23 protein-coding genes are annotated in these 23,166 nt (G+C 59.9%); 10 read left to right on the forward strand and 13 right to left on the reverse strand.

What is annotated here, in order from left to right; all coding sequences use genetic code 11:
* Positions 1-52: 52 nt before the first annotated feature.
* On the reverse strand, positions 53-1,093 hold the full coding sequence (locus tag GXM19_RS03685; protein WP_006235570.1) for a glycosyltransferase family 2 protein: 1,041 nt from the start codon (positions 1,091-1,093) through the stop codon (positions 53-55).
* 6 nt (positions 1,094-1,099) lie between these two features.
* Positions 1,100-2,203 (reverse strand): glycosyltransferase family 2 protein, encoded by a 1,104-nt coding sequence (locus tag GXM19_RS03690; protein ID WP_050766147.1) that lies wholly within the window; start codon positions 2,201-2,203, stop codon positions 1,100-1,102.
* A 256-nt stretch (positions 2,204-2,459) separates the two neighbouring features.
* On the opposite strand from GXM19_RS03690, the gene GXM19_RS03695 reads away from it, so the two are divergent.
* Positions 2,460-3,479 (forward strand): glycosyltransferase, encoded by a 1,020-nt coding sequence (locus GXM19_RS03695; protein WP_006235568.1) that lies wholly within the window; start codon positions 2,460-2,462, stop codon positions 3,477-3,479.
* A 24-nt stretch (positions 3,480-3,503) separates the two neighbouring features.
* Here the strand turns inward: GXM19_RS03695 and GXM19_RS03700 are convergent, their stop codons facing one another.
* From GXM19_RS03700 to GXM19_RS03720, 5 genes are all read right to left on the reverse strand, one after another.
* Complete coding sequence (locus tag GXM19_RS03700) at positions 3,504-5,300, reverse strand: AAA family ATPase (RefSeq protein WP_147293047.1); 1,797 nt, start codon at positions 5,298-5,300, stop codon at positions 3,504-3,506.
* 202 nt (positions 5,301-5,502) lie between these two features.
* Positions 5,503-7,284 carry a VgrG-related protein gene (locus tag GXM19_RS03705; protein ID WP_006235565.1) on the reverse strand — a complete coding sequence of 594 codons (1,782 nt, stop codon included), beginning with the start codon at positions 7,282-7,284 and terminating at the stop codon, positions 5,503-5,505.
* Positions 7,285-7,412: 128 nt separating this feature from the next.
* Entirely contained in the window at positions 7,413-7,832 is a 420-nt protein-coding gene (locus tag GXM19_RS03710) for an HI0074 family nucleotidyltransferase substrate-binding subunit (RefSeq protein ID WP_006235564.1), read from the reverse strand.
* On the reverse strand, positions 7,819-8,106 hold the full coding sequence (locus tag GXM19_RS03715) for a nucleotidyltransferase family protein (protein WP_006235563.1): 288 nt from the start codon (positions 8,104-8,106) through the stop codon (positions 7,819-7,821). Before GXM19_RS03715 ends, GXM19_RS03710 begins: the two co-directional genes overlap by 14 nt.
* A gap of 8 nt (positions 8,107-8,114) precedes the next feature.
* Positions 8,115-8,546, reverse strand: a complete 432-nt coding sequence (locus GXM19_RS03720; RefSeq protein WP_006235562.1) for an RrF2 family transcriptional regulator — start codon at positions 8,544-8,546, stop codon at positions 8,115-8,117.
* 222 nt (positions 8,547-8,768) lie between these two features.
* On the opposite strand from GXM19_RS03720, the gene sufC reads away from it, so the two are divergent.
* Genes sufC through sufU form a run of 5 tightly spaced genes read left to right on the forward strand, consistent with a single transcriptional unit; the run spans position 8,769 to position 14,014 of the window.
* Entirely contained in the window at positions 8,769-9,569 is an 801-nt protein-coding gene (gene sufC / locus GXM19_RS03725) for a Fe-S cluster assembly ATPase SufC (protein WP_006235561.1), read from the forward strand.
* Positions 9,570-9,581: 12 nt separating this feature from the next.
* The gene (gene sufB, locus GXM19_RS03730) at positions 9,582-10,994 is read left to right on the forward strand and encodes a Fe-S cluster assembly protein SufB (RefSeq protein ID WP_006235560.1); all 1,413 of its coding nucleotides are present in this window, start codon (positions 9,582-9,584) and stop codon (positions 10,992-10,994) included.
* Entirely contained in the window at positions 10,994-12,265 is a 1,272-nt protein-coding gene (locus tag GXM19_RS03735) for a SufB/SufD family protein (RefSeq protein WP_006235559.1), read from the forward strand. Before sufB ends, GXM19_RS03735 begins: the two co-directional genes overlap by 1 nt.
* Positions 12,262-13,587, forward strand: a complete 1,326-nt coding sequence (locus tag GXM19_RS03740; protein WP_006235558.1) for an aminotransferase class V-fold PLP-dependent enzyme — start codon at positions 12,262-12,264, stop codon at positions 13,585-13,587. Before GXM19_RS03735 ends, GXM19_RS03740 begins: the two co-directional genes overlap by 4 nt.
* Entirely contained in the window at positions 13,580-14,014 is a 435-nt protein-coding gene (gene sufU, locus GXM19_RS03745; RefSeq protein WP_006235557.1) for a Fe-S cluster assembly sulfur transfer protein SufU, read from the forward strand. Before GXM19_RS03740 ends, sufU begins: the two co-directional genes overlap by 8 nt.
* 659 nt (positions 14,015-14,673) lie before the next feature.
* On the opposite strand, the gene GXM19_RS03750 is transcribed toward sufU, so the two are convergent.
* On the reverse strand, positions 14,674-15,486 hold the full coding sequence (locus tag GXM19_RS03750) for a transposase (protein ID WP_006235555.1): 813 nt from the start codon (positions 15,484-15,486) through the stop codon (positions 14,674-14,676).
* A 403-nt stretch (positions 15,487-15,889) separates the two neighbouring features.
* Here GXM19_RS03750 and GXM19_RS03755 point away from each other — a divergent pair, with 403 nt between their 5' ends.
* The 4 genes from GXM19_RS03755 (at position 15,890) to dinD (ending at position 20,452) form a co-directional block, all read left to right on the forward strand.
* Positions 15,890-16,624, forward strand: coding sequence for an iron-sulfur cluster assembly scaffold protein (locus tag GXM19_RS03755; RefSeq protein WP_006235554.1), 735 nt, complete (start codon positions 15,890-15,892; stop codon positions 16,622-16,624).
* A gap of 18 nt (positions 16,625-16,642) precedes the next feature.
* Positions 16,643-17,647 (forward strand): GGGtGRT protein, encoded by a 1,005-nt coding sequence (locus tag GXM19_RS03760; RefSeq protein ID WP_006235553.1) that lies wholly within the window; start codon positions 16,643-16,645, stop codon positions 17,645-17,647.
* A gap of 256 nt (positions 17,648-17,903) precedes the next feature.
* Positions 17,904-19,430: an FAD-dependent oxidoreductase gene (locus GXM19_RS03765; RefSeq protein ID WP_006235552.1), complete on the forward strand. Its 1,527-nt coding sequence runs from the start codon at positions 17,904-17,906 to the stop codon at positions 19,428-19,430.
* A gap of 161 nt (positions 19,431-19,591) precedes the next feature.
* Positions 19,592-20,452: a DNA damage-inducible protein D gene (gene dinD, locus GXM19_RS03770; RefSeq protein ID WP_006235551.1), complete on the forward strand. Its 861-nt coding sequence runs from the start codon at positions 19,592-19,594 to the stop codon at positions 20,450-20,452.
* A gap of 589 nt (positions 20,453-21,041) precedes the next feature.
* On the opposite strand, the gene GXM19_RS03775 is transcribed toward dinD, so the two are convergent.
* Genes GXM19_RS03775 through GXM19_RS03795 form a run of 5 tightly spaced genes read right to left on the reverse strand, consistent with a single transcriptional unit; the run spans position 21,042 to position 23,106 of the window.
* Positions 21,042-21,995, reverse strand: a complete 954-nt coding sequence (locus tag GXM19_RS03775; protein WP_006235549.1) for an endolysin-like domain-containing protein — start codon at positions 21,993-21,995, stop codon at positions 21,042-21,044.
* Between the two features lie 3 nt (positions 21,996-21,998).
* Positions 21,999-22,274, reverse strand: a complete 276-nt coding sequence (locus GXM19_RS03780; protein ID WP_006235548.1) for a phage holin — start codon at positions 22,272-22,274, stop codon at positions 21,999-22,001.
* A 10-nt stretch (positions 22,275-22,284) separates the two neighbouring features.
* A complete protein-coding gene (locus GXM19_RS03785) occupies positions 22,285-22,596 on the reverse strand; it encodes a hypothetical protein (RefSeq protein WP_040359427.1) in 312 nt (103 codons plus the stop codon).
* Position 22,597: 1 nt separating this feature from the next.
* Positions 22,598-22,780 carry an XkdX family protein gene (locus GXM19_RS03790; protein ID WP_006235546.1) on the reverse strand — a complete coding sequence of 61 codons (183 nt, stop codon included), beginning with the start codon at positions 22,778-22,780 and terminating at the stop codon, positions 22,598-22,600.
* On the reverse strand, positions 22,780-23,106 hold the full coding sequence (locus GXM19_RS03795; protein ID WP_006235545.1) for a hypothetical protein: 327 nt from the start codon (positions 23,104-23,106) through the stop codon (positions 22,780-22,782). The genes GXM19_RS03790 and GXM19_RS03795 overlap by 1 nt, the downstream gene beginning before the upstream one ends.
* Positions 23,107-23,166 lie beyond the last annotated feature (60 nt).

A 23,166-nucleotide genomic window follows, 5' to 3' on the forward strand; every position in this document is an offset into this window, starting at 1 on the left:
TGTAACAGGGTTATTTTAACAGCCGAGTTGCGGCGAGCGGCAGCGCTTGGAATTAGATAAAGCGCTCCAGGCAGGCTTTGAGACCGCGAGTCGAAAGATAGAACAGCGTGGCGTCTGCCATCGAAACGCCCGAGGTCGCCGCAACGAGCTTGTGGGCAACACGGCGAACGGCGCCCTTAGCAGGCATATCTGCCCAGTCCGTTCCCAAAAACGTCGCGAGGTCCATGTTGACGCGAGCCGCCACGCGATGGAAGTCATCGGCATCCAAGCGCGCCAGGTCGAACACAGTTAGGTCCAAAAACCAAGTTATCAGCTCGCCGGGGCACAGGTCTAAAAGACCGTAGGCCGCCCAGTCCTCCAAGACCTCCTCGAGCATCCTCATGTGGGCGTCAAGCTTTTTGGCGCGAGCCTCGGCACTGTTGAACTCGTGCGTCGCCGATTCACTCTCCATCACGTAGTGGTAGAACTTGTCCGGCATGACGACGGTCTTGCGGGCAAGCGCATAAGCCGCAAATTGGAAGACGACGTCCTCGCCCAAAGCCAAACCGGGGGCGAAGCGAATGCCTTCGCGATTGAGCAGCTCGCGCGAAAAAGCCGCACGGCAGGCATAGGGCTGCGCATTCGAATGGAACAGTAGTTGGGGATCACGGGCGCCGAAGGTACCAGCTTTGGGGCTCATGAGTTGCTGGACGCGTTTGGGGGCAGCATCGGCAGGTTCACAGACGCCGCCAAAAACGGCGGCCTCGGCATCCGCAGACTCCATGACATGCAACACGCGCTCGACCGTCTGGGCATCGATGTAATCGTCGGCGTCCACAAAAAAGACGGTCTCGCCCTCGGCGGCATCGATGCCGGCGTTTCGAGCGCACGAGACACCCTCGTTTTTCTGGTCAATCACCAGCACACGTCCGTCGGTCTGTGCCATTTGATGCAAGACGCTCAGGGAATCATCAGTCGATCCGTCATTGACACAAACGACCTGAATCGAGCGCTCGGACTGTGCCAACAGCGAGTCGAGGCATCGCTGAATCGAGCGTGCCGAGTTGTATACGGGAACGACGATGGTCGCTTTGGGGGTCGAAGCCTCTCCCATGTCGACCTACCCCCTCAGCGATTCGATGAGGAAGGCGGCGACCACGCCTGGGCCTCCAACCGAGGCGTAGTATTTGGCGCGTCCCAGGGCGCCGTCCGTCGCAAAGTGCGGGTGCTCGTCCACCCAAGCTTCAGGGTCTTTGAGGATCGCAGCAAGATTCGCGCGCTTCCACGGCTTAAGGTCGTCCAGCGAAAAGTCTCCTGCGTCCAAGGAGGCCTGGAACTCCTTGGTCATCTGGACCAGGAACTCTTTATAGAACTTAGGCGCCAGGCGCACGTAGTTCCACATGTACGAATCGTACTTAATAAGTTGATTGAACTTGAGCATGCGCGCGACGTCATCACTTGCGTGATTGCGAGCGTAATCCTCTCGGATCCAGCGCTCGATCTCGGCATATTCGGCATTGACGCAAAAGACCTTGGCCGAAGAATTGACCGAGGAGTTCTCGTTGTCCTGGCGATACGAAAGTACGGCATCGTGCAGGTAAACGGCCTTGTCGGCGCACGCGATCACCTTAAAGGCAAACGACGTGTCCTGGAAAGAGGCACCCGGGGTCGGCAAGAACTTGATGCCGTTGCGCTCAAGAAAATCGCGACGGTAGACGGCCGACCAAATCGAGGGCTTTTGCTTAAAGAACTGTGTCGTGTCGCTTGGGTGCACCGGTTTGCCGCAGTCTTTGGGCTTAAACATCTCGTGCAGCGAGCGGCGCTCCTCGGGCTTGGACCAGTAGAAGTCAAAGTTCGCCTTCGCAAAGTCGGCATTGCAGCCCTCGGCCGCCGACACAAGCTTCTCCAGCGCGTCGGGCGCCATAAAGTCATCGGACTCCAAGATACCCACGTACTCGCCGCGTGCCATCTCCAGGCCGCGGTTCATCGAGTCGCCGTAGCCGCTGTTGGCCTTGTCGATCATCTTGACGCGCCCATCGCGCTCCATATACTCGCGGATAATCGCCGGCGAGCTGTCGGTCGACCCGTCGTTAATGCAGATGATCTCGATGTCCTTGAGCGTCTGAGTCACGGCGGAATCGAGGCACTCGCGCAGGTAGCGCTCAACATTGTAAATGGGAATAAGCAGCGACAGAACAGGGCTGCCAGAGGCGTTAGTAGACAAATGTGCTCCTTAGGAAATACCTGTCGTTTCATGGTATCAAAGGGCCAGCGCGCCGGCGGGCGTTTATATAATCTATGGAGCCTCTTGCGGGCAAAGCAGCCCCACGTCATGCGGCGGGCCCATGGCAGGTTCCTGCGTTTTATTCAAAGCTTGCCGCCAAGGTGCGCCGAGCCTTTACAATAGGACAGTCCCAAGGACGTATTCGATAGCTTCCGCGCAGCACTCGCCCGCCGCGCGTGAAAGGATATATTGCCCCATGCCTTCAACCCTCCCCGCTCCCATCGATAAGCTCGCCATCGTCGTCGTTACGTACAAGCGCCAGGAACTCCTGGCCAACTTGTTCGACTCCATGACCGAGCTCACGGCAACGCCCTGGCGCATCGTGATTGTCGATAACGAGAATTCGCGCGAGACCGAGGCCATGTGCACCGCATTCAACGAGCGCTTGGCCAACCTGTGGGGCATCGACACCGAGCAGCCCGACGCGCAGGGCGGCACCGACCGCGTCATCTACGCACCGCAGCTCGAAAACGGCGGCGGTGCGGGCGGCTTCTCCGCCGGCACTAAATGCGCCTACGACCTGGGCGCCCAGTGGTTCTGGGTGATGGACGACGACGTGCTCGTCATCCCCGAAGGCATCGAGCGCTTGGCCAAGTGGACCGACCGCTACGATGTCATCCAGGGTTCGCGCCTGGACTTCGACGGCGGCGCGTTCTTTTGGCAGTACCAACTGATCCTTTCGCTCGGCATTCCAAACCCTGTCGCCAAGTGGGATCTGGGTCCCGAGGGCTACCGCACCATGAACCAGCTGTGCTTTGAGGGCGGCATGTTCTCGCGCCGCGTGGTCGACAAGATTGGCCTGCCCGACGCGCGCTTCTTTATCTACGGCGACGATGCCTGCTATGGCTACGTGGCCAGCCAGCACTTCCCCGCCGCCGTTGTTGCCGACGTGGTTCTCAAGCGCGCCCGCGCTGTCTCTAACTGGGATATCGCCGGCAAGCGCCAGCTCAACTCTACGAGCGACACCAACCGTTACTACATCATGCGCAACCGCGGCTATCTGGCCCGCTACATGCAGATTTACGGCGACTATCACCCCATGCTGTTCCGTCTGGGCAACGTCGCGACCTTCTGCAAGGAGTTCATTCGCCTGGCCGCGGTCGACAAGTGCTTTAAGACCGGTATTCCGGCGCTGCGCCGTGGCATGAAGGACGCCCGCAAGATCATCAAGGACCCCAACTGGAAGCCCATGCCGCCCATGAAGGACACCGAGTAACGGAAGCCGGAAACACCTCGGCGCTTAAAGCCGCTGGCACACCGTAGCCACATGCTGCCCATCAAAACCGAACCCCCAGCGCATGCGACCCACGCCGGGGCGCGGTACACGGATTTCGTCGATGCCGTCGCGCTCTATGTCGAGTAGCGCCTGCACGGCCAGCAATTCCAGGCCCAGCGCATCCACATCGGGGTCATACATCAAGTTAATCGTTATCAGCGGGCGCTCACCCAGCATGCCAATCGTATCTGCCACGTCCAACACGGCGCCCGTAGGAAAAACCTGGATGTCCCAGCGATCCGCGCCACACTTTCGCCTCGAGGCAGGATTGGCATAGCCCGGCAATCCAAAGCAGAGTCCTTGCAAGAGTAGGTGATATGGCAGCGGTGTATCTGGGTCGGTCGCACCGATTCCCGCATCTCCCAAGATGCGGCTTAGCGCCCGCCTCACGGTGTCCTCGTTCCCATGGCACAGCCCGTCGCGGAACGCATCGACGTCTCGAATGTCTTCTGCAGCGCACTCAAACCACTCAACAATCACTAGACGCAAGGCCTGACGAAGCTCGTTATTGGGCAATCGCAAAGAACGGAGTCGATCGCCATGCTCTGGCTCCTCAGTCATATCCGTCGTGAGAAAACCTGACAGATACAGCGCCGTCCACAGACCATCATCAGGCGAGACATCTGGCTCTGCAGTGCCCAAACAAAGCGGGACCTCAGCGCACCCATGGGCCTCGAGCAAATCAAACAAGACCGAAAGGCGGTCGAGATTCCACCCGACAACTACCCTACTCAGGCAATCGGCATATCCATACAGATCGGCACGCACAGGCGCCGTGCAGCCTCGGTCCAAAAACCCAATCACACGCTCTGGACTCGAGCAATAGGCCCTGCCAAACCGATACCCCTCGAGCCATTCACGCGCATCATCCAGGTATTCCTCGCGCCCAGCATGATTCAAAAGAGCCTGGACCTCGGCATCCGAAAAGCCGAACCAACGGTCACACCAGGTCGAAAGCGGCGTCGTCAGACAATACGAGCAGCCATGCAAAGAAAGCGCCGCTTCGGCAGGGCCGGGACGCTCCCCCATCAAACACGTCAGCCGCAACGAATCGCGCGCAGTGGCAATGGCGTCGAACAGCACGCGATCGAATAGCCCTGCCGGATCGGCGTCGGAAGCGTCCCTCGCGCTCGCACGGCGAGACCACGCCACATCGTACCCATCAACGAGCAATACAACCTGCTCATCGCAGGCCATCTCCAGCAGCTCAATGAGCACACCGAGCACCGAGTCAACCTCGTCTGTGCTCGCCACGCCACGCGCGACGCGTTCGATGTGACGCACCTTATCTCGAGCTAAATCCGGAGCCTCCAAGAGCGCCAACCAGCGAGCGCACTCGCCCGAAAGGGCGTCGCGCACGACGCTGGCAACAGCGGGGCCACGCCTCGCAGCGCCAGAAAAGTCCAGCGATATCACCGGATAGCAAGCATGCTCATCCCGATAGCGCCCGCCGTCCGCATCCCAAATCTGAGCATCGGCAAACAAACGCTGACCAGAGCGACCGACCGCTGGACGCTCCAGAAAAGCCCCGAGCATCGACAAGTTCATGCTCTTGCCAAAACCCTCGGGTCGACAGCACACCACAACGGACGCGTCGCAGTCCAACACATCGGCAATAAACATGGTCTTGTCAACCAGCATGCAGCAACCAAGAGCCTCCGCATAGTCGTGCACGCCAATGGGCAAAGCCGCATCGTCGGCACAGCCGATCAAACGCACGCCAAAGCCGTCAGCACAACCATTATTTGCCTGTTCAGACACCAAAACGTTCCCCCTAAATCGCAACACGATGCCAATTGTAATGACCGCCTCGCGCGTACCGATGTCGCCGCGCAAACATATCGGGCAACGGTAGCAACAAGAGGTATGAGGGGGCACAACTAATCGTTGCACAACAAAACGGGGCCCGATACATTCGCACCGGACCCCGTCCCGACTCTTTAGTTATCTGGCAACCGAGAGGCTACTCCTCCGAGCCGTCCTCCCCAGAAGCCTTCTTCTGCTGATCGAGCTTATGCTTACCACTTACGATAGACGTAGCGCCCAGCGTGGCCAAGCTTGCACTGGCAAGGCTCGCCATAACGATAAGGTCGCCCGTCTTGGGCATGTTACCGCCAGATGACTTGGTCGTTGTAGTCGTCGTGGTTGTAGTGGTCACCGTCTTGGAGTCATTTTGCTCTTGGACTTGGTTGTCAGCACCGCTCTTGTCGTCGTCTTCGGGCTGTTTCTTTTCGCCCTCGGTCTTGCTCTCGTCCTTCTTCTGACCGGACTTGTCGCCCTTCTCATCAGAGCTAGGACCCTTATCGGATTCAGCCTTCTCGGAAGCCTTGTCCTTGGAGTCGCCCTTTGCGGCTTCGGTCTTTTCCGTGGAAACCTGATCAGAGTTGTCCTTGTTCTGGGCCGAGCCGTTATTGACGCCAGCCATCAGCGAAGAACCCAGCGTAGAACCAAGCTGCTCGGAGAAAGAAGGCTTCTTGTCCGGCGAAGCAACGGGAGCGTCCGGCGCCTTATTCGAGTCGTCCTTGGAAGCATCGGAATCAGGGGTCGTGTCAGAGCCCGAGCCGTTGTTAGAGCCGGTGTCAACGGACGAATCGCTCGAGCCGGTAGATGAGTTAGAGGTGCCAGCGTCGGTCGAACCAGAAGCGTCGCTGTCCGTATTGCCGGCAGAGCTTGAAGGCGAATCGCTCGCAGCAGAGCCGTTCGAATCGGAGCCGTTCGAGGTAGAGCCGTCGTTGGTAGTGCCACCAGCAGAGCCATTACCGTCAGCATCGGTCGAGGGCGCATCCATCCTGTCATCGTTGGCATCGTCACTCGAGCCGTCATTCGAATCAGGTGTCGGCGAGGGCGCCGGCGCAGGCTCGGGCTGCACGGGCGTCGCAGCGGCAGCGGCCTCGTCCTCGGCGATATAAACCAAGCAGTCCTTCAGCTCGTTGCGGTAGCGGTTCTTCCAGCCCTCATGATACTGGGGCTGACTTGAAAACTTGGTGGCGACATTGTTGACCACGCTATTGGAGAGCGCCGTCGCAAACTCGCGGTCGGACATATCGTTGGAAAGATTCGCCCAGCGGAAGAAGTCTCTGCAGCCACCGGTACCGCACATGTTGGTGATGCTCCACACCATACCCTTGACGCAATCGGCGCGGCCGGAGATGTCAATGCCAAGAGCGCTCTTAAGCCACGCCTCGGTCACCGCATAGTACGAGTTGTACGCATAGGCATCTTGAAGTGCTGAGAACTCAACAGGATCGGTGTTATAAGCACCTTGGAAGGCATCCTGCGCGATATGGCCCAGCTCGGTGAGCTGGCCGTTCTCGTACATGGCATTGCTCGTGTTGGAAATCTCGCTGCCGCGATCAATCGCATCCTTGAGCATGCAGTATTTTTCGGGGTTGTAGTTGTAGGCCTGCTTCATAAACGGGATGAGCGACCAGCGGCGGTCGAACTGGTAATAGCCCAGCGCGTTATAGCCGTCGCCATACGAAAAGCCTTGGTTGTAGTTGCCATGGCTCTCGTACTTGGTAAAGTACTTCATCTCGGGAGTCACGTTGACAAACGAAACGCCCTGGACCGACCTCAGCACGCCCGAGAAGGACTGCTGGGTGTAGAGGCCTTTGTCGATATCGGTGGCATCCGAGGCAACGCCCGGCGTGGGTTCCTCGGCAGCGGCGGGCGCGGGCGCGGTAACGGCGCTAAACGAAAGCGCCAGCGTCAGGCCCGCAACAATCGCGGAATGCTTGGGCTGCATAAGATCCTCCCTGCATTGGTATAGTTAAAGTGCAGTTTGCAAAGATAGAAATAAGTATTGCAGCTCGCCCGTTGTTGCACAACAACCCCTCGGTAAACGGCAACAACCCTCCGCGAAATCTTAAGGAATTAAACAAACTGGTCGTCGGGCGCCATCAGAAGCTCGCCGTATCGCTCCATCAGCCCGTCCCTCAACTGACAGAAAGCGGGGATATAGACGTTCAAGATGCGCTGAATCAAATCTTGAGCGAGCTTGTTGTCGTAGATATGGACGTTCGTATTGCGGTCTCTGAGCATGTCTAGCCAGGCCGCCTCATCAATAAAGTCGTAGAATCGGTACGACTCCTTCACGATGGCACGAGGAGACCCCGACGCGGCAAGCGTGGCGCCCTCATACTCGAGCAGACGCTTAAGGAGCTTCCAGCTCAGTTCAAATTGAAGATTGAACTTATTAATCAATCCACTCTGAACAAAATCATTGTTGAGATCCTGATTGGGCGCATCCTCAAGATTCGCCAAGGCGCTAACAAAGTTCTCATATTTTTTCATACAGAATCACACCATCCCTGGCAATCTCATCGAGCAATTGCTGCGAGAGGGACTCGTCGAGATTGACGACATCTACATCTAAAAGAGTATCAAGATGTTCCTCGATCAAATATGAGAAACGGCCGAAATCCCGGCAACCTGCTACGGCGATGTCAATATCGCTCTTGGGCAAGTTGTCGCCTCGAGCACGAGAACCAAACAACACGACCTTCTCGGCGTCACATTCCCGAGCAAAAACTTCGATTTGCTTGTACACCTTGTCGAGAGATGCCATTTGCACCCCTACAGCTTAATGTCAAAGTTGATTTCGGGGACGGCGGCCAGGTCGGCCAACGTCACGCCGTCGACGTACTTTTCGATCACGTCGTCCAAACCGCGCCAGAACTTGACGGTCGAGCACAAATCGCTGCGGGTGCAGCTGTTGTCGATGCCATCGCACGCCACCGGAGCCGTGCTGCCCTCGACGGCACGCAGGATGTCGCCGGCGCGCACCTCGGCCGGGTCCTTCGCCATCATGTAGCCGCCGCCCTTACCGCGCACGCTCCTAAGCAGGCCCGCCTTCATGAGCGGACGAACCAGCTGCTCCAAATACTTTTGTGAAATATGCTCGCGGTCAGCGACCTCGCGAAGGGCAATCTTGTCCTCGGCGTCACCAAGCGCTGCGATATAGATCATCAGACGGAGGGCATAGCGGCCCTTAGAAGAAATGAGCATACCTACCCTCTCATCGTAGCCGAGACAAAATACCAGGCTTGTTTGTCCCAAATCTTATGCACGCGGGGCAAACAAGCCTGATTATTATGTCCCACATCTAAAAAGTCGAGTGGATTAGTCGGGTTTTCCCTTGACTAACGCCGAACCCATAGTAACTTTATTCCGAGAAGATTCCTAGGGTTTAGTACACCTATGAGTACACCATATACAGAGAGGGACAGCATGAGCGCAAATCCGCTGCTTTCCATCGAAGGTCTGACCGCCTCCGTGGACGAGAAGACCATCCTCCACAACGTCAACCTCAACGTCGCCGCCGGCGAGACCCACGTTCTGATGGGACCCAACGGCGCCGGCAAGTCCACCCTCGGCCACCTGGTCATGGGCGACCCCGTTTACACGGTCAACGACGGCCGCATCGTCTTTGACGGCCAGGACATCACTGAACTCACCACCGACAAGCGCTCGCGCGCCGGCCTGTTCCTGAGCTTCCAGGCCCCGGTCGAGATTCCGGGCGTGCCGCTGTCGAGCTTTTTGCGCGCCAGCATCGCCGGCCGCCCCGGCCTGGAGATGAAGGGCAAGGAGTTCCGCCGTCGCGTCAAGGAGCTCGCGGCAGAGCTCAACATGGATACCGCCTACCTCAACCGCGAGCTGGGCGTGGGCTTCTCGGGCGGCGAGAAGAAGAAGGTCGAGATGCTCCAGCTCCTGTTGCTGCAGCCCAAGCTCGCCATCCTCGACGAGACCGACTCGGGCCTAGACGTCGACGCCCTGTCCACCGTCAGCCACGGCATGGACGCCTACCGCAAGAGCTGCGACGGCTCCATGCTCATCATCACACACAACACGCGCATCTTGGAGCACCTGGATGTCGACCGCGTCCACGTTATGGTCAAGGGCCACATCGTGCGCGAGGACGACGCCTCGCTCATCCCCTGGATCGACAAGAACGGTTTTGAGACCTTCGAGCGCGAGGCCGCCGAGCAGCGCGCCCAGGCCGAGGCCGCCGCTGCCGAGCAGCAGGCGTAAAGGGGCGACGCAATGACCAAGAACCGCACCGAGGTCGCGGACATCGACCGCAGCCTCTACGACTTCACCTATGGCGAGGAGGGATTCGAGCGCCTCGACGCCGGCATCACGCCCGACATCGTGCGCGAGATTAGCGCCAAAAAGGACGAGCCGCAGTGGATGCTCGACCTGCGCTTAAAGTCCCTCGAGATCTTCAACCGTTTTCCCGACCCGACGTGGGGCCCCTCCATCGAGGGCCTGGACATGGACAACATCGTCACCTACGTCAAGCCCAACACCGAACAAAAGCACGACTGGGAGTCGGTGCCCGACGACATCAAGAATACCTTTGAGCGCCTGGGCATCCCCGAGGCCGAGCGCAGCTACCTGGCGGGCGTCGGCGCGCAGTACGACTCCGAGCTCGTCTACCACAACATGCAGGACACGGCGTCCAAGATGGGCATCGTCTACTCCGGTATTGAGGAAGCCCTGCATGACCCGCAGTGGGAGCCGCTCATCCACGAGAAGTTTATGACGCTCATCCCGCCCACCGACCACAAGTTTGCGGCCCTGCACGGCGCCGTGTGGTCGGGCGGCTCGTTTGTCTACGTGCCCAAGGGCACCAAGCTCGATTTTCCGCTGCAGAGCTACTTCCGCCTCAACGCCAAGGGCGCCGGTCAGTTTGAGCACACGCTCATCATCGTCGAGGACGATGCCGACCTGCACTTTATCGAGGGTTGCTCCGCGCCCAAGTACAACGTGGCCAACCTCCACGCCGGCGCTGTGGAGCTTTTTGTGGGCAAACGCGCACACCTGCGCTACTCGACCATCGAGAACTGGTCCAAGAACATGTACAACCTCAACACCAAGCGTGCGCGCGTGGACGAGGACGGCGACATCGAGTGGATCAGTGGCTCCTTCGGCAGCCACGTGGGCTACCTCTACCCCATGAGCGTGCTCAACGGCCGCCGCGCCCGGTCGAGCTTTACCGGCATCACCTTTGCCGGCGCCGGTCAGAACCTCGATACCGGCTGCAAGGTCGTGCTCAACGCACCCGATACCTCGGCAACCGTCGAGACCAAGGGCATCTCTAAGAGCGGCGGTATCCAGACCTTCCGCAGCTCTATCGTTGCCACGCCCAAGGCCGAGGGCTCCAAGGCAACCGTGAGCTGTCAGTCGCTGATGCTCGACGACCAAAGCCGCTCCGACACTATTCCGGCCATGGACATCCGCGCCAAGAACGTCGACATCGGCCACGAGGCCACCATCGGCCGCATCGGCGACGATAAGGTGTTCTACCTGATGAGCCGCGGTATCTCGGAGGAAGAAGCCCGTACCATGATCGTCAACGGCTTTGCCAACCCGGTCTCCAAGGAGCTGCCGCTGGAGTACGCCGTCGAGATGAACAACCTGATCAAGCTCGAGATGGAAGGAGCGATCGGATAATGAAACAGGAAACCAACACCGCTGCTACCACGCTCGAGCAGGTCAACGCGATGCCGGCTGCCACTTGGGGCTGGCTGAAGATGAATCAGACCAAGCTCGAGCTCTCTAACGAGCTTGCCGCCGCTCCCACCGAGACCATTGAGGTCGAGGCCTTGGACGAGCAGTTTACCGGCGTGGCAGACGCGTTCGACGCCGCCATGGACGCCATGGCCGAGCGCTTCCCCGAGCGCCGTGCCTCCGCCCCCGGTGATGCCGCCGACCGCGCCCGCATCACGCCCGAGACCGAGCTCGACGTGCCCGCAACCTCCGTCTACCAGGCCGGCGCCATTAAGCTCGAGGAAGAGCTCTCCCCTGCTGAGGCCTTCGAAACCGGCATGGGTGAGGCTGCCTACGCCTACTTGGCCGAGCACGCTACCAAGCGCATCGTCATCGACGTGCCCGCATACAAGCACGCCACGGTTACCGTGCGCGTGAGCGGTGTCGATGCAGCCGCGGCCATCGCCGCCATCGACGTCGTCGCCCGTCCGCAGGCAACACTCGATCTGCGCATAGCCCTGGACTCCCCCGTCAACGGCCAGGGCGTCGTGGGCTCTGTGCTACGCGTGTGCGCTTACGAGTACGCCACCGTCAACGTAACCTGCACGCAGACGCTCGATGACAGCTGGATCGCACTCGATGACACCGGTCTATTCCTAGACGAGGGCGCGCGCGTCAACGTGCAGCACACCGTCCTGGGTGCCGGTGCCAGCGCCACCGGCCTCGCCGGCGACCTGCTGGGCGACACCGCCAAGGTGACCATCGATACCGATTACCTGGGCGCCCGCGAACAGGTGCACGACTTTAACTACGAGCTGCGCCACCGCGGTCGTAAGACCGAGTGCGAGATCGACGCCAACGGCGTGCTGACTGGCACGTCCAAGAAGGTCTACCGCGGCACCATCGACCTCGTGCACGGCTGCAAGGGCGCAACCGGCACCGAGCGCGAGACCGTGCTGCTCGCCAACAAGGGCGTCGACAACAAAACCGTCCCCGTCATCCTCTGCGACGAGGACGACGTCGCCGGCAACCACGGCGCCACCATCGGTCACGTCCGCGACGAGCAGCTGTTCTACCTCGCCTGCCGCGGCCTTGACCAAAATGCCGCCGAGGACCTGTTCATCCGCGCCAAGCTGGAGGACGCCGCGCTTTCCGCCACCGACGAGCGCACCCGCGCCGCCGTCGTCCGCCTGGGCAACAACCTGATCGACAACTTTGAAGAGGAGCTCGCATGATCGACACCGAGCACGTTAAATGCGATACCTGTACCGCACCGGAGCCTATGGAGCTCGACGCCAGCGACGAGGCCTCGCGCGGCTGGCCTACCGTCGACATCGAGACCAATCCCTACAAGGCACAGTTCCCGCTGTTCCAGCAGCACCCCGAGATCGCCTTCCTCGATAGTGCCGCCACCGCGCAGCGCCCTGCCTGCGTGCTCGACGCCGAGCGCGACTTCTATCAGCGCATGAACGCCAACCCCCTGCGTGGCCTGTACTCGCTGTCCGTCGAGGCCACTGAGGCCATCGCGAAGGTCCGCCAGCAGATCGCCGACCTCATCGGCGCTCCCCAGGCCAACGAGGTCGTCTTCACTCGCAACACGAGCGAGTCGCTCAACCTGGTCGCCAAGAGCTTTGCACCCACGGTGCTCGAGCCCGGTGACGAGGTCGTCATCACCATCATGGAGCACCACTCCAACCTAATCCCGTGGCAGCAGGTCTGCCGCAAGACCGGCGCCAAGCTCGTCTACCTCTACCCCACCAAGACCGGCCAGCTCACCACCGAGGAGGTTCTTGCCAAGGTGGGTCCCAAGACCAAGATCCTGGCCGTGGGACAGGTCTCCAACGTGTTGGGCGTCGAGAACCCAGTCAAGAACCTCGGCAAGCTCGTGCACAAGTACGGCGGCTACCTGGTCGTCGACGGTGCGCAGTCGCTGCCGCACATGCCGGTCGATGTGGCCGACCTGGGCGCCGACTTCTTTGCCTTTAGCGCGCACAAGGCCATGGGCCCCATGGGCATCGGCGTGCTGTGGGGCAAGATGGACCTGCTCAACGCCATGCCGCCAGTGCTTACCGGCGGTGAGATGATCGATTCGGTCACCGAGCAGGACGCCGTCTGGGCGCCCGTTCCCGAGAAATTCGAGGCCGGCACGCAGGACGCCGCCGGCATCTTCGCCACGGGTGCGGCACTCGACTACCTGGTCAACACCGTGGGTTACGAGAACATCCAGGCCCGCGAGCAGGCACTCGTCCACTATCTGATGGGCGAGCTCATGCAGCTCGACTTTGTCCAAATCATCGGTTCCATCTACTGGGACAACCACCACGGCGTTGTGAGCTTTAACGTCAAGGGAATTCACCCGCACGACGTCGCGAGCATCATGGACATGGACGGCGTCTGCATCCGCGCCGGCCACCACTGCGCGCAGCCGCTGCTCACCTGGCTGGGCGTCGAGAACCTTGCCTGCTGCCGCGCCAGCGTGGCCTTCTACAACGACAAGGCCGACATCGACAAGTTCGTCGCCGGCCTGCATCACGTTTGGAGCACGTTCAATGGGTAATCTGTACACCTCCACCACGTTTATGGAGCACAACTCGCACCCCGACTATAAGTACGAGATGGATGCTCCCACGCACGAGCACGACGGTATCAACCCCAGCTGCGGAGACGAGCTCACCTTGCAGCTGCGTGTCGAGAACGATGTAATCGAGGAAGCCTCGTTTACCGGGCACGGCTGCGCCATAAGCCAGGCCAGCGCCGACATCATGGCCGACCTCATCACCGGCGAGACCGTCGAGGAGGCGCGTCGCTTGGCGGGACTCTTCCTCGCCATGATCCGCGGCGAGAAGCTCTCCGAGGACGACCTGGAAGACCTGGACGAAGCCGCCCAGCTCCAGGACATCTCGCACATGCCCGCCCGCGTCAAATGCGCCGAGCTCGCCTGGCGCACCCTCGACGGCATGCTCGAGGGGCAAACAAACCAGTAGCTTATGCCCCGAATCCAAGGGTTTTAATTGCCGAGCCGCCCGATACGGGCGGCTCTGTTTTTACCTAATGAGCGCGGTGGCACAAAGTCCGCGCGTCCGGCGCCCCGTCTGACATTTGCCACACAGCCAGACGCGAACACGGGCGTTTTCCACAGCACCAAAGGCCTGCGGCAGGGCCCCGGGCCCGCCAAGCAATGCGCCAAGCCCCGTTCTGCGAAGCTCCGACTCGCTTCGCGCCTGCCGCAGACGGGTCCCATAGGGAGCGGCGTGCATTTTTGCGAGTATTCAGCACGCCAAGCTGTGTGTATACGCATCGAAAGCGTTAATCAACATCTTCAGGCGCATATATATTGTGTTTAGAACAAGCATCGCGGTCTGACGGGACGCAGACACGTGCTTCGGGGGCGCAACGGCAGGGATCAATAGCTTCGGGGTCCGCATGTTGCAAGATTGCGTCGGTGCCGACAGCACCACGATGCTGAAAACTCCGTTTTTTGCACGGCGCAGACGGGGGTAGGCACGGGCAAACCCGGACTGAGCCGTTATTTTATGCAAGATGGCGATTGTTCTATGCATATTAAGAAGTGCAGTTACCTCACCAAGCTTTTGAACGCTGGTTGCGGCGTATGGACGACCCCAGCTGCGGTGAAAAGGCGACCTTACATCACGTTTCCGCCAGCCCGCATCGCCGTTCGCGCGCGGGCGCGCACGATACGAGAGACGGTACTTTTGCCAATCCCGGTATACCGCTCAATCTGGCGCACCGTAAAGCCGGCATTGTTCAATCCAACAATAACAGTATCGCGCTGCGCCGGCGGTGCAGTTTTAACCCCGTTGAGCGGAACCCCGAGACTCTTTGCCAACTTGCCGGCAAAGGCATTGCGTTCCCACTCTGTCTCTTTCATATCGCACAGCGCTGGCTCGCTGCCGTCGGGCGTCGAAAGCGAATAGGCAATAAAGCCCTCGGCAGAACCAAAAAGTTCAAGCACGCAAGAAGGATCAGAAAATCCCCTCGCGGCATCGGCCGCATCACAGTCGTAAGAGCGTAGATGTTCCGCAAAGCTGCTCCAGGGATAACGCTCAATGAGACCGATGCCCACCTCCTGCGGATCGGCGTGTACGGAGCGAATAGCCTCCATCACCTGCCAGTCGGTATCGAGCGAGCGCCGGTCAAAACGGTTCTGGAACAGATGGCCCGTGCGCCCCGTGCGTTTATTGAACCGCCGCGCGTACGTCAAAAGCAGCCGGTGCATCGCCGCGCTCATCGCGTCCTCGTAATCTGCAAGCACCAGACGCACGTGATTGCCCATAAGGCACCAGGCGATAACCGTCACGCCCGCCTTGCGGCAGCACTCACGCATCAGCTCCAAGAACTCCCACCGGTCCTCATCGCCCTCAAAGATGAGCTGCTTGCCCGTACCGCGGGCACAGACATGGTAAAAGCCGGTAACCGTTCTCCAAACGCGCTGCATGGCGTTCCTTTCGCCGGGATCTGCTTGCCATCCAATACAGCACGATTGAAGCGTGCCATCAAAACATTCACGCAAAACAATACACTCGCGCGGCCAAAGGCAGTAATCAGGCGGCGAACGGCACCGTTGCAACAGGTCAACCCCTGCAACGCTTACAAGAGCTGACCAAAAGCTTGCCCAAGAAGGACCCCCTCTACGGAAGTTCACGACCACAGAACATAGAGTTAAACCGTTTCAATTAAAACTTCCGGACTTCCCGCTACGAAAACTGAGCCGTTCGCCGAATATTCCGTGCATTTCGCGGTATTATAGGGGCTGCATGTCATGTCCCTTTCGAAGGGTCGCCCGGCAATCGCCAGCCACGACCCCCAGACGGGACGCCAACACGATAGAGAGGAGAGGCATGCAGTACTCACAGGAAGTGGAGAACATGTGCCCCGTTGCCAAGGGTGCATACCACGGCCCCGCACCCATCCCTGAGGAGGGCAAGTGGGTCCAGGCTAAGGAGATTTCCGACATCTCCGGTCTTACGCACGGTGTGGGTTGGTGCGCACCTCAGCAGGGCGCCTGCAAGCTCACGCTGAACGTCAAGGACGGCATCATCGAGGAGGCCCTCGTTGAGACCATCGGCTGCTCGGGTATGACCCACTCTGCCGCCATGGCTTCCGAGATCCTTCCCGGTAAGACCATCCTCGAGGCCCTCAACACCGACCTCGTCTGCGACGCCATCAACGTTGCTATGCGCGAGATCTTCCTGCAGATCGTTTACGGCCGCAGCCAGACCGCGTTCTCCGAGGGCGGCCTGCCCGTGGGCGCCTCCCTCGACGACCTCGGCAAGGGCCTTCGCTCTCAGGTCGGCACCATGTTCGGCACCAAGGCCAAGGGCGCTCGTTACCTCGAGCTCGCTCAGGGCTACGTCACCCGCATGGCTCTCAACGACAAGAACGAGATCATCGCATTCGAGTTCCTGAACCTCGGCAAGTTCACCGACGCCGTCAAGGCCGGCAAGACCCCCGAGGAGGCCATCGCTGGCGCTATGGGCCACTATGGTCAGTGGGAGAACGCTGCCAAGTACATCGACCCGCGCACCGACGAGGAGACTCACTCCGTCGCCAGCGTGTTCCCGGTTCACGAGTAGAAAGGGAGGGAAATAACTATGACTGTTACGTTCGAAGGTTACGAGCGCCGCGCTGACAAGATCAACAAGTGCCTCGCCGACAACGGCATCGCCTCCCTCGAGGAAGCTCTGCAGATCTGCACCGACAAGGGCTTCAACCCGCGTGAGATCGTCAACAACACCCAGTCCATCGCCTTCCAGAACGCCGAGTGGGCCTACACCCTCGGTTGCGCTCTCGCTGTCAAGCGTGGCGCCAAGTCCGCTTCTGAGGCTGCCGCCATCATCGGCGAGGGCATCCAGGCCTTCACCGTTCCCGGCTCCGTCGCCGAGGACCGCAAGGTCGGTCTGGGCCACGGCAACCTGGGCGCTATGCTGCTCTCCGACGACACCGAGTGCTTCGCCTTCCTGGCCGGTCACGAGTCCTTCGCTGCCGCTGAGGGTGCTATCGGCCTGGCTCTGAACGCCAACAAGGCTCGCAAGAAGCCGCTGCGCGTCATCCTCAACGGTCTGGGCAAGGACGCTGCTCAGATCATCGCCCGCATCAACGGCTTCACCTACGTGAAGACCCAGTTCGACTACTTCACGGGCGAGCTCAAGGTCGTCGAGACCATCCCCTACTCCGATGGTCCCCGCGCCGCCGTCAACTGCTACGGCGCCGACGACGTCCGCGAGGGCGTTGCCATCATGTGGCACGAGAACGTCGACATCTCGATCACCGGTAACTCCACCAACCCCACGCGCTTCCAGCACCCCGTCGCTGGCACCTACAAGAAGGAGCGCCTCGAGGCTGGCAAGAAGTACTTCTCCGTCGCTTCTGGTGGCGGCACTGGCCGTACCCTGCACCCGGACAACATGGGCGCCGGCCCTGCCTCTTACGGCATGACCGACACCATGGGCCGCATGCACTCCGACGCCCAGTTCGCCGGTTCTTCCTCCGTGCCTGCGCACGTCGACATGATGGGTCTCATCGGCATGGGCAACAACCCCATGGTCGGTGCCACCGTCGCCTGCGCTGTCGCCGTCGAAGAGGCCCTCAAGGCCTAATCGCGCCCGCGCGATGCTCAGATAGTTGAGCTTTGGAGCCGCTACCTTTCGAGGTAGCGGCTCTTTTTGTTTGCGCTGGCGCAGGGTATCTAATGCCGATATATCAGCTGGGGCGAAATACGAGATGTGAAGAGATGGAGCGTCAGAGCGTCCATGACGCCCACCTGCCATATTTGCCCTTTACCGATTTGACGGGTCTTTGCGGCCCCATTGCCGATCACCCGTGCGACAATGCGCCGGACGAGAAAGGAATCCGATGGAATCGACTGATGTACTGGTAATTGGATCTGGCATTGCGGGCCTTTGTGCCGCCATCGAAGCGGCACGCACGGGTGCAACCGTCACTGTGGCAAGCGCCGGCAAGACCATGAGTGGATCGAGCTTCTTCCCGGGTACCTGGGGCCTCGGCCTCATCGGTCCCGTCGACGAAGACGACGAGCAGGACCTCATCGACACCATCCAGACCGTCGGCGGCGGTGTCGCCGACCCCGAACTCGTCCAAACGTTCGTCCACGGCATTCCCCAAGCGATTGACTGGCTCGAGCAAGACCTGGGCGTTGAGCTCCAGCGTCCGCAAAGCGCCAAGAGTGCTCAACAAAAGCAATTTATCCCCTGCTTTGACCGCAAGACGCGCATGTGGCGCGGCCTCACCCGCAAGCCCCTTGAGGACGCTCTGACGACCTGGATCGAGTCGCTCGGCATTCGCCTACTCCCCCGCCATGAGCTTATCGACCTTGTTGAGGACACGAACGGCAGAATAACCGGAACCGTACTCTACGACCTTACCGAAAATCGAATCGTGCCCTTTGCTGCCAAGGCCACGATCATCGCAGCCGGTGGCACAGGCGGCCTGTTCGAGCGCAGCCTTACGTCGGCTGATGTGCTCAGCTCCTCGCAGGCCATCGCACTGGCGCACGGCGCAACACTTACTAATATAGAGTTCATGCAGATGATGCCCGGCTTCATCGAGCCCAGGCGTAACTTGGTCTTCAACGAGAAAACCTGGCGCTACGTGCATGTAGACCAGCCGGTAGATATTGCCGACGACAAGCTGAACGACCTGCTCGAGCAGCGCTCTGGATATGGTCCCTTCACGTCACGCTTGGCCTCCCGCGCTATCGATCTCGTCATCGATCAGGCAGGTGTCGAAGGCCTGGCACTCCACTACGACTTCCCCCGCGAGGATGTCCCAGAGTTTGTGCAGACCTTTGCCACCTGGCTGCAAGACGAGCACGGCATCGCCCCGACTGACGAGATGCGCGTTGCGATGTATGCCCACGCCGCTAACGGCGGCATCAAGATCGATAAGACCGCGCACACGGGCGTTGAGGGCCTCTACGCTTGCGGCGAGGCGACAGGCGGCATGCACGGCGCCGACCGCATTGGTGGCTTATCAAGCGCCAACGGCATCGTATTCGGACGTATCGCGGGCGCATCGGCAGCCCTCACAGCGCAGAAAGAGCCTGAGGCGGCCCTGAAGGCGGATATCACCCTCCCCCAGTACGGCATTGCCACAACAGATGCCGAACGCCTGACACACAGCCTTAGGCACACGATGAGCACCTTTTGCATGATCAACAGGACCGAAACAGGCCTATCCGAGGCACTACACGAGCTTGAGGGCTTGAAGACGGAGGCAACGACCTTGAGCACACAGAAAGCCCAGGACAGCGAAGTCGCAGCCCTCGCCCGCCTGCAATCGCAGATTCAGCTGGCACAGGAAATGGTCAAAGCCATGCGCAAGCGGACCGAAAGCCTGGGTTCGCACTATCGAGCGGACTAAGCCGAGCACCCCTCCAGAGCAGAACACAACTTCTCGATATTAATGGGTCCCGTGAGCTCAAAGCGACACAGGGCCCATTCGTGTCCGCGCGGCCAAATATACTCATTCTGAATACGGAGTCGACATAGTCCACGTAGACAAACGAACAGAAAGGAAGAGATATGGACAGCAGGGATATCGAGAAATGGCGTGTCGAACTTGACAGCTACGCCCATGTAGAAGACGGCGTTGAGTATTGGCTCGCACGCGATTTAATGGAACCCCTCGGATACACCCAATGGCGTAATTTTGAGACTGCAGTTAAGAGATCCATGGCATCGTGTGACACCAATAAAATGCCTGTTGCCGCCCATTTTGCTGAGGCCAGCAAAATGGTAGATGCCGGCATCGCCAAACGAGCCGTAAAAGACTACAAGCTGACGCGCTACGCATGCTATTTAATCGCCCAAAACGGAGACCCAAACAAGCCCGAAATCGCACTCGCACAGGCGTACTTCGCCGTGCAGACACGCCGTCAGGAGCTCATAGAGCAGCGCTTCGCAGAGATTCAGCGCTTGCAGGCGCGCCACTCGCTATCCGATTCAGAGAAACAGCTCTCGGGTATTGCGTTCAAACGCGGCGTGGACTCCAAAGGATTCGCGATCATCAAGTCGAAGGGCGATGAAGCGTTATTCGGCGGCAGAAGCACGGCGGAAATGAAGCAGCAGCTCGGCGTACCCAAGAGAGCGGCATTGGCGGACAGGTTAGCCGATGTCCTCATCAAAGCAAAGGACCTTACGAACTCGATGACGGCCTTCAACGCCGAGGAACACGACCTGTACGGCCTGGACCAGATCAAGCAAGAGCACGTCGAGAACAACACAAGCGTGCGTGGCAGCCTCATCGACCGCGGAATTGTCCCCGAGAACCTACCGCCTGCCGAGGATACAAAAAAGCTCGAGCGTCGCGTGAAGACAGACGAGAAGAAACTCAAGGAGGGTACTGACGGTTTTACCGATCCCCAGGGTAGGCTCGATCTGTGAAAGCGGCTGTGCCCTTTCGGGTTCGACCCCATGCGAGGTCAACAAAAAACGACCAGCCTGAGCCAGTCGCTTTAACAATCTTTGGGTGGGCCGTCAGGGGGTCAGCCTGCTGCGCAGGCGGTCGCTGCGGCGCTTTGCGCCTTGCGCGCTGCGCTGGCAAATGCTTACGCATTTCCTCAGCTCCGCGCCCCGACGGGTTCGACCCCATGCGAGGTTAACAAAAAAGCGACCAGCCTAAGCCAGTCGCTTTAACATGCTTTGGGTGGGCCGTCAGGGGGTCGAACCCTGGACCTTGGGATTAAGAGTCTTGAACGTGATGTTATGGCGTGCCTTGTAGCAGCAAAATCGCAGGTAGTTATGTTTCCACACGCTCTCACCGCACTGAAACTGCATTGCAGAACGGATATTGACGGATATCCGGCAATGCATAAAGCCCCTCCCCGGCAGTTGCCGGGGAGGGGCTGCATCTATCAATTTCTAGAGTCTTTTTGGCTGCCGACGCGCACGATTGCCCATCCGAGAAGACCGGTCAGCAGTCCTGCAGCAGCGCCGACAATAAAACAGATATCAAATGGATTCATATGCACACCTATCGATAGAGTTGCTTGACGAGCGCTTGGCCAATGGCGACGTTGGTATCGCGGCCCTGGTATCCGTCCGCACCCGATGATCCGCACGAGATACCTTGAGCGATGAGCCACTGCTGGTGTTTGAAGACCGTTCCCGAACCCATCTGTCGCGCCTGAACACCGCCGACCACGGGATAGACTTTGCATCCGACCTTGTCCTGCAGGGCGCGGACGGCATTCGAGCCAACCCCGCCCTTGACGTACTCGATTACGCCGCGGTCGCATGCCCAAAGGTATCGCTCATTCGCCGGCCATTGACCGGAGATCACGCCATCGGCAGTCGTGCCGAGCTGGCGTTGCAGCTCCTTGGCCATCTTCGGGCCGAAATATCGCGTGTCTCCGAGGCTCGGGACCGTATTGTCCGCGACTTCGGTATTGGACCCGTTTAGCGTCTTTCCGTCGCCAAGCCAGTAGAGCGTGCCGTCCCATGGGTAGCTGTAGTACGCCTTGATGTTGGACTCGCGCCCGGTCTGGTCGCCCTTGGTGCCGGTGACGGTCCCCTTTTCAGAAATGGAGAATTGAGCCAAGAGGTCGCCGCGAGCTGATCCATAGGGAGAGACGCACACGGCGGTGTGGCACTTCTCGTTGAGGTAGATGTCTCCACGCTGGGCGGACTTGACGCCCATCTTACGCCAGCCGAATAGGCCCGTCTTGAGCAGCTGCTCCCGCATGTTTCCGGTATACGAGGCTCCGAAGGTATTGACGCCGACCGCGCGGAGGGCGGTCACTACGGCCGAGGAACAGTCGCGATCGCCACCGGCAATAGTGACGGTGGTGCCGTCGGACAGACAAATCGTCTCGGTCGTTCCGTCCCCCATGCGGTTGGCCTGCGAGTATCCGTGACCGCCGCCCCCATCATGGGAGACGAGGTGTTCCATGACCTGCGCGAAGGCCTCGCGCTGTGTGATGGCCATGGCCTACTCAACCGCCTTGGCGTCATATGCGGCATGGGGCTCGCTGTACGACATGGCACGCTTCGAGTCCGACGCGCCCTTGGTGGTCGGATCGACGATCACGCCGAAGCCGGCGAGAACGGTCAGGATGATTCCGACGAGCTGGATGAGCGACCCCTGGGAGATAGGCGCCACGACTCCGAGGATTCCGAGCACCTGATAGGCTGCGCTGATTACGGTGGCGGCCAATGCCGCGAGCGTCTGCTTATTCTTGAAGCGAAGGGCCCAGTTGATTTTCATTTTTCAGCTCCTAATCTGACCCGCCGATACCGTGATGCAAGTCGTAATTCTTCTCGACGCGGTCGAGCCGGCTGAACAAGGTGATGACCTGTTGCTCGACTTTCGTGAGGCGCTCGCCGTGGTCGTCGAGCTTGCGGTTGATCTCCTTGACGCCGTCCTTGATCTCGCTCGTGTCGCCGCAAAGGCTGTCGAGCTTGTCTTCGGTCCGCTGCTCCTTGGCAGACGATGTTTTGGATACGGAGACGCGCCCGATGAAGAACGTGACAATCACAACGGCGGCCGAGAGGACCGACGTTGCCTCCCCGATGCTCAGCACCGGCACCCTAAACCTCCTCCGCGTACTCTTCTCCGACGATCTCCTCATATTCGTCGCATGTGATCCACTTGCAGTCCACGGCTCGATGCACCATGGCCTTGGTCCAGAGGCCGCGCTCGTAGTAGCGCCTCACCTTGTCATAGTTCTTCGAGTGCGCCGCCGTGGTTGCAGCCTTGACGCGTACCGCCATTACTGTTCACCCCCGACCGTCATCATCAGGTAGTCGATGTTTGCCGTGTTGGTCTCGGTTTGGCTGGGCTCGGCGACCTTCTCGCGCATCTGCTCAAGCAGCTTGTCCACGTCCGGGGCCTCACCCTTTCCGTAGGCGGCGACGGCCGCGGTGTAGGCGAGCTTTCGCGCCTTCCGCTCAACGTACTCGTCATCGTCGATAACGCCCGCGTCGTGCGCCGCGTCGGGGTCGCCGATCTGCGACAGCAGATCGCGCAGGGCGTTGACCTCGGCCATGGTGCCGTCTTGAAGCTCGTTGGGGCGCGGCATGTCTTCCTCAGTGTCCATGCGGACTCCTCTCTTGTCGGGGAATGTGTCGCCATCGTATTGGCGCCGTGAGATTGCCGG

Source organism: Collinsella aerofaciens ATCC 25986 (assembly GCF_010509075.1).
Taxonomy (GTDB): domain Bacteria; phylum Actinomycetota; class Coriobacteriia; order Coriobacteriales; family Coriobacteriaceae; genus Collinsella; species Collinsella aerofaciens.

Coding starts and splice junctions, on each gene's coding strand:
- GXM19_RS03685 (WP_006235570.1), bottom strand. CDS start 1,093: ATGGGAGAGGCTTCGACCCCCAAAGCGACCATCGTCGTTCCCGTATAC.
- GXM19_RS03695 (WP_006235568.1), top strand. CDS start 2,460: ATGCCTTCAACCCTCCCCGCTCCCATCGATAAGCTCGCCATCGTCGTC.
- GXM19_RS03705 (WP_006235565.1), bottom strand. CDS start 7,284: ATGCAGCCCAAGCATTCCGCGATTGTTGCGGGCCTGACGCTGGCGCTT.
- GXM19_RS03710 (WP_006235564.1), bottom strand. CDS start 7,832: ATGAAAAAATATGAGAACTTTGTTAGCGCCTTGGCGAATCTTGAGGAT.
- GXM19_RS03715 (WP_006235563.1), bottom strand. CDS start 8,106: ATGGCATCTCTCGACAAGGTGTACAAGCAAATCGAAGTTTTTGCTCGG.
- GXM19_RS03720 (WP_006235562.1), bottom strand. CDS start 8,546: ATGCTCATTTCTTCTAAGGGCCGCTATGCCCTCCGTCTGATGATCTAT.
- sufC (WP_006235561.1), top strand. CDS start 8,769: ATGAGCGCAAATCCGCTGCTTTCCATCGAAGGTCTGACCGCCTCCGTG.
- sufB (WP_006235560.1), top strand. CDS start 9,582: ATGACCAAGAACCGCACCGAGGTCGCGGACATCGACCGCAGCCTCTAC.
- GXM19_RS03735 (WP_006235559.1), top strand. CDS start 10,994: ATGAAACAGGAAACCAACACCGCTGCTACCACGCTCGAGCAGGTCAAC.
- GXM19_RS03740 (WP_006235558.1), top strand. CDS start 12,262: ATGATCGACACCGAGCACGTTAAATGCGATACCTGTACCGCACCGGAG.
- sufU (WP_006235557.1), top strand. CDS start 13,580: ATGGGTAATCTGTACACCTCCACCACGTTTATGGAGCACAACTCGCAC.
- GXM19_RS03750 (WP_006235555.1), bottom strand. CDS start 15,486: ATGCAGCGCGTTTGGAGAACGGTTACCGGCTTTTACCATGTCTGTGCC.
- GXM19_RS03755 (WP_006235554.1), top strand. CDS start 15,890: ATGCAGTACTCACAGGAAGTGGAGAACATGTGCCCCGTTGCCAAGGGT.
- GXM19_RS03760 (WP_006235553.1), top strand. CDS start 16,643: ATGACTGTTACGTTCGAAGGTTACGAGCGCCGCGCTGACAAGATCAAC.
- GXM19_RS03765 (WP_006235552.1), top strand. CDS start 17,904: ATGGAATCGACTGATGTACTGGTAATTGGATCTGGCATTGCGGGCCTT.
- dinD (WP_006235551.1), top strand. CDS start 19,592: ATGGACAGCAGGGATATCGAGAAATGGCGTGTCGAACTTGACAGCTAC.
- GXM19_RS03775 (WP_006235549.1), bottom strand. CDS start 21,995: ATGGCCATCACACAGCGCGAGGCCTTCGCGCAGGTCATGGAACACCTC.
- GXM19_RS03780 (WP_006235548.1), bottom strand. CDS start 22,274: ATGAAAATCAACTGGGCCCTTCGCTTCAAGAATAAGCAGACGCTCGCG.
- GXM19_RS03790 (WP_006235546.1), bottom strand. CDS start 22,780: ATGGCGGTACGCGTCAAGGCTGCAACCACGGCGGCGCACTCGAAGAAC.
- GXM19_RS03795 (WP_006235545.1), bottom strand. CDS start 23,106: ATGGACACTGAGGAAGACATGCCGCGCCCCAACGAGCTTCAAGACGGC.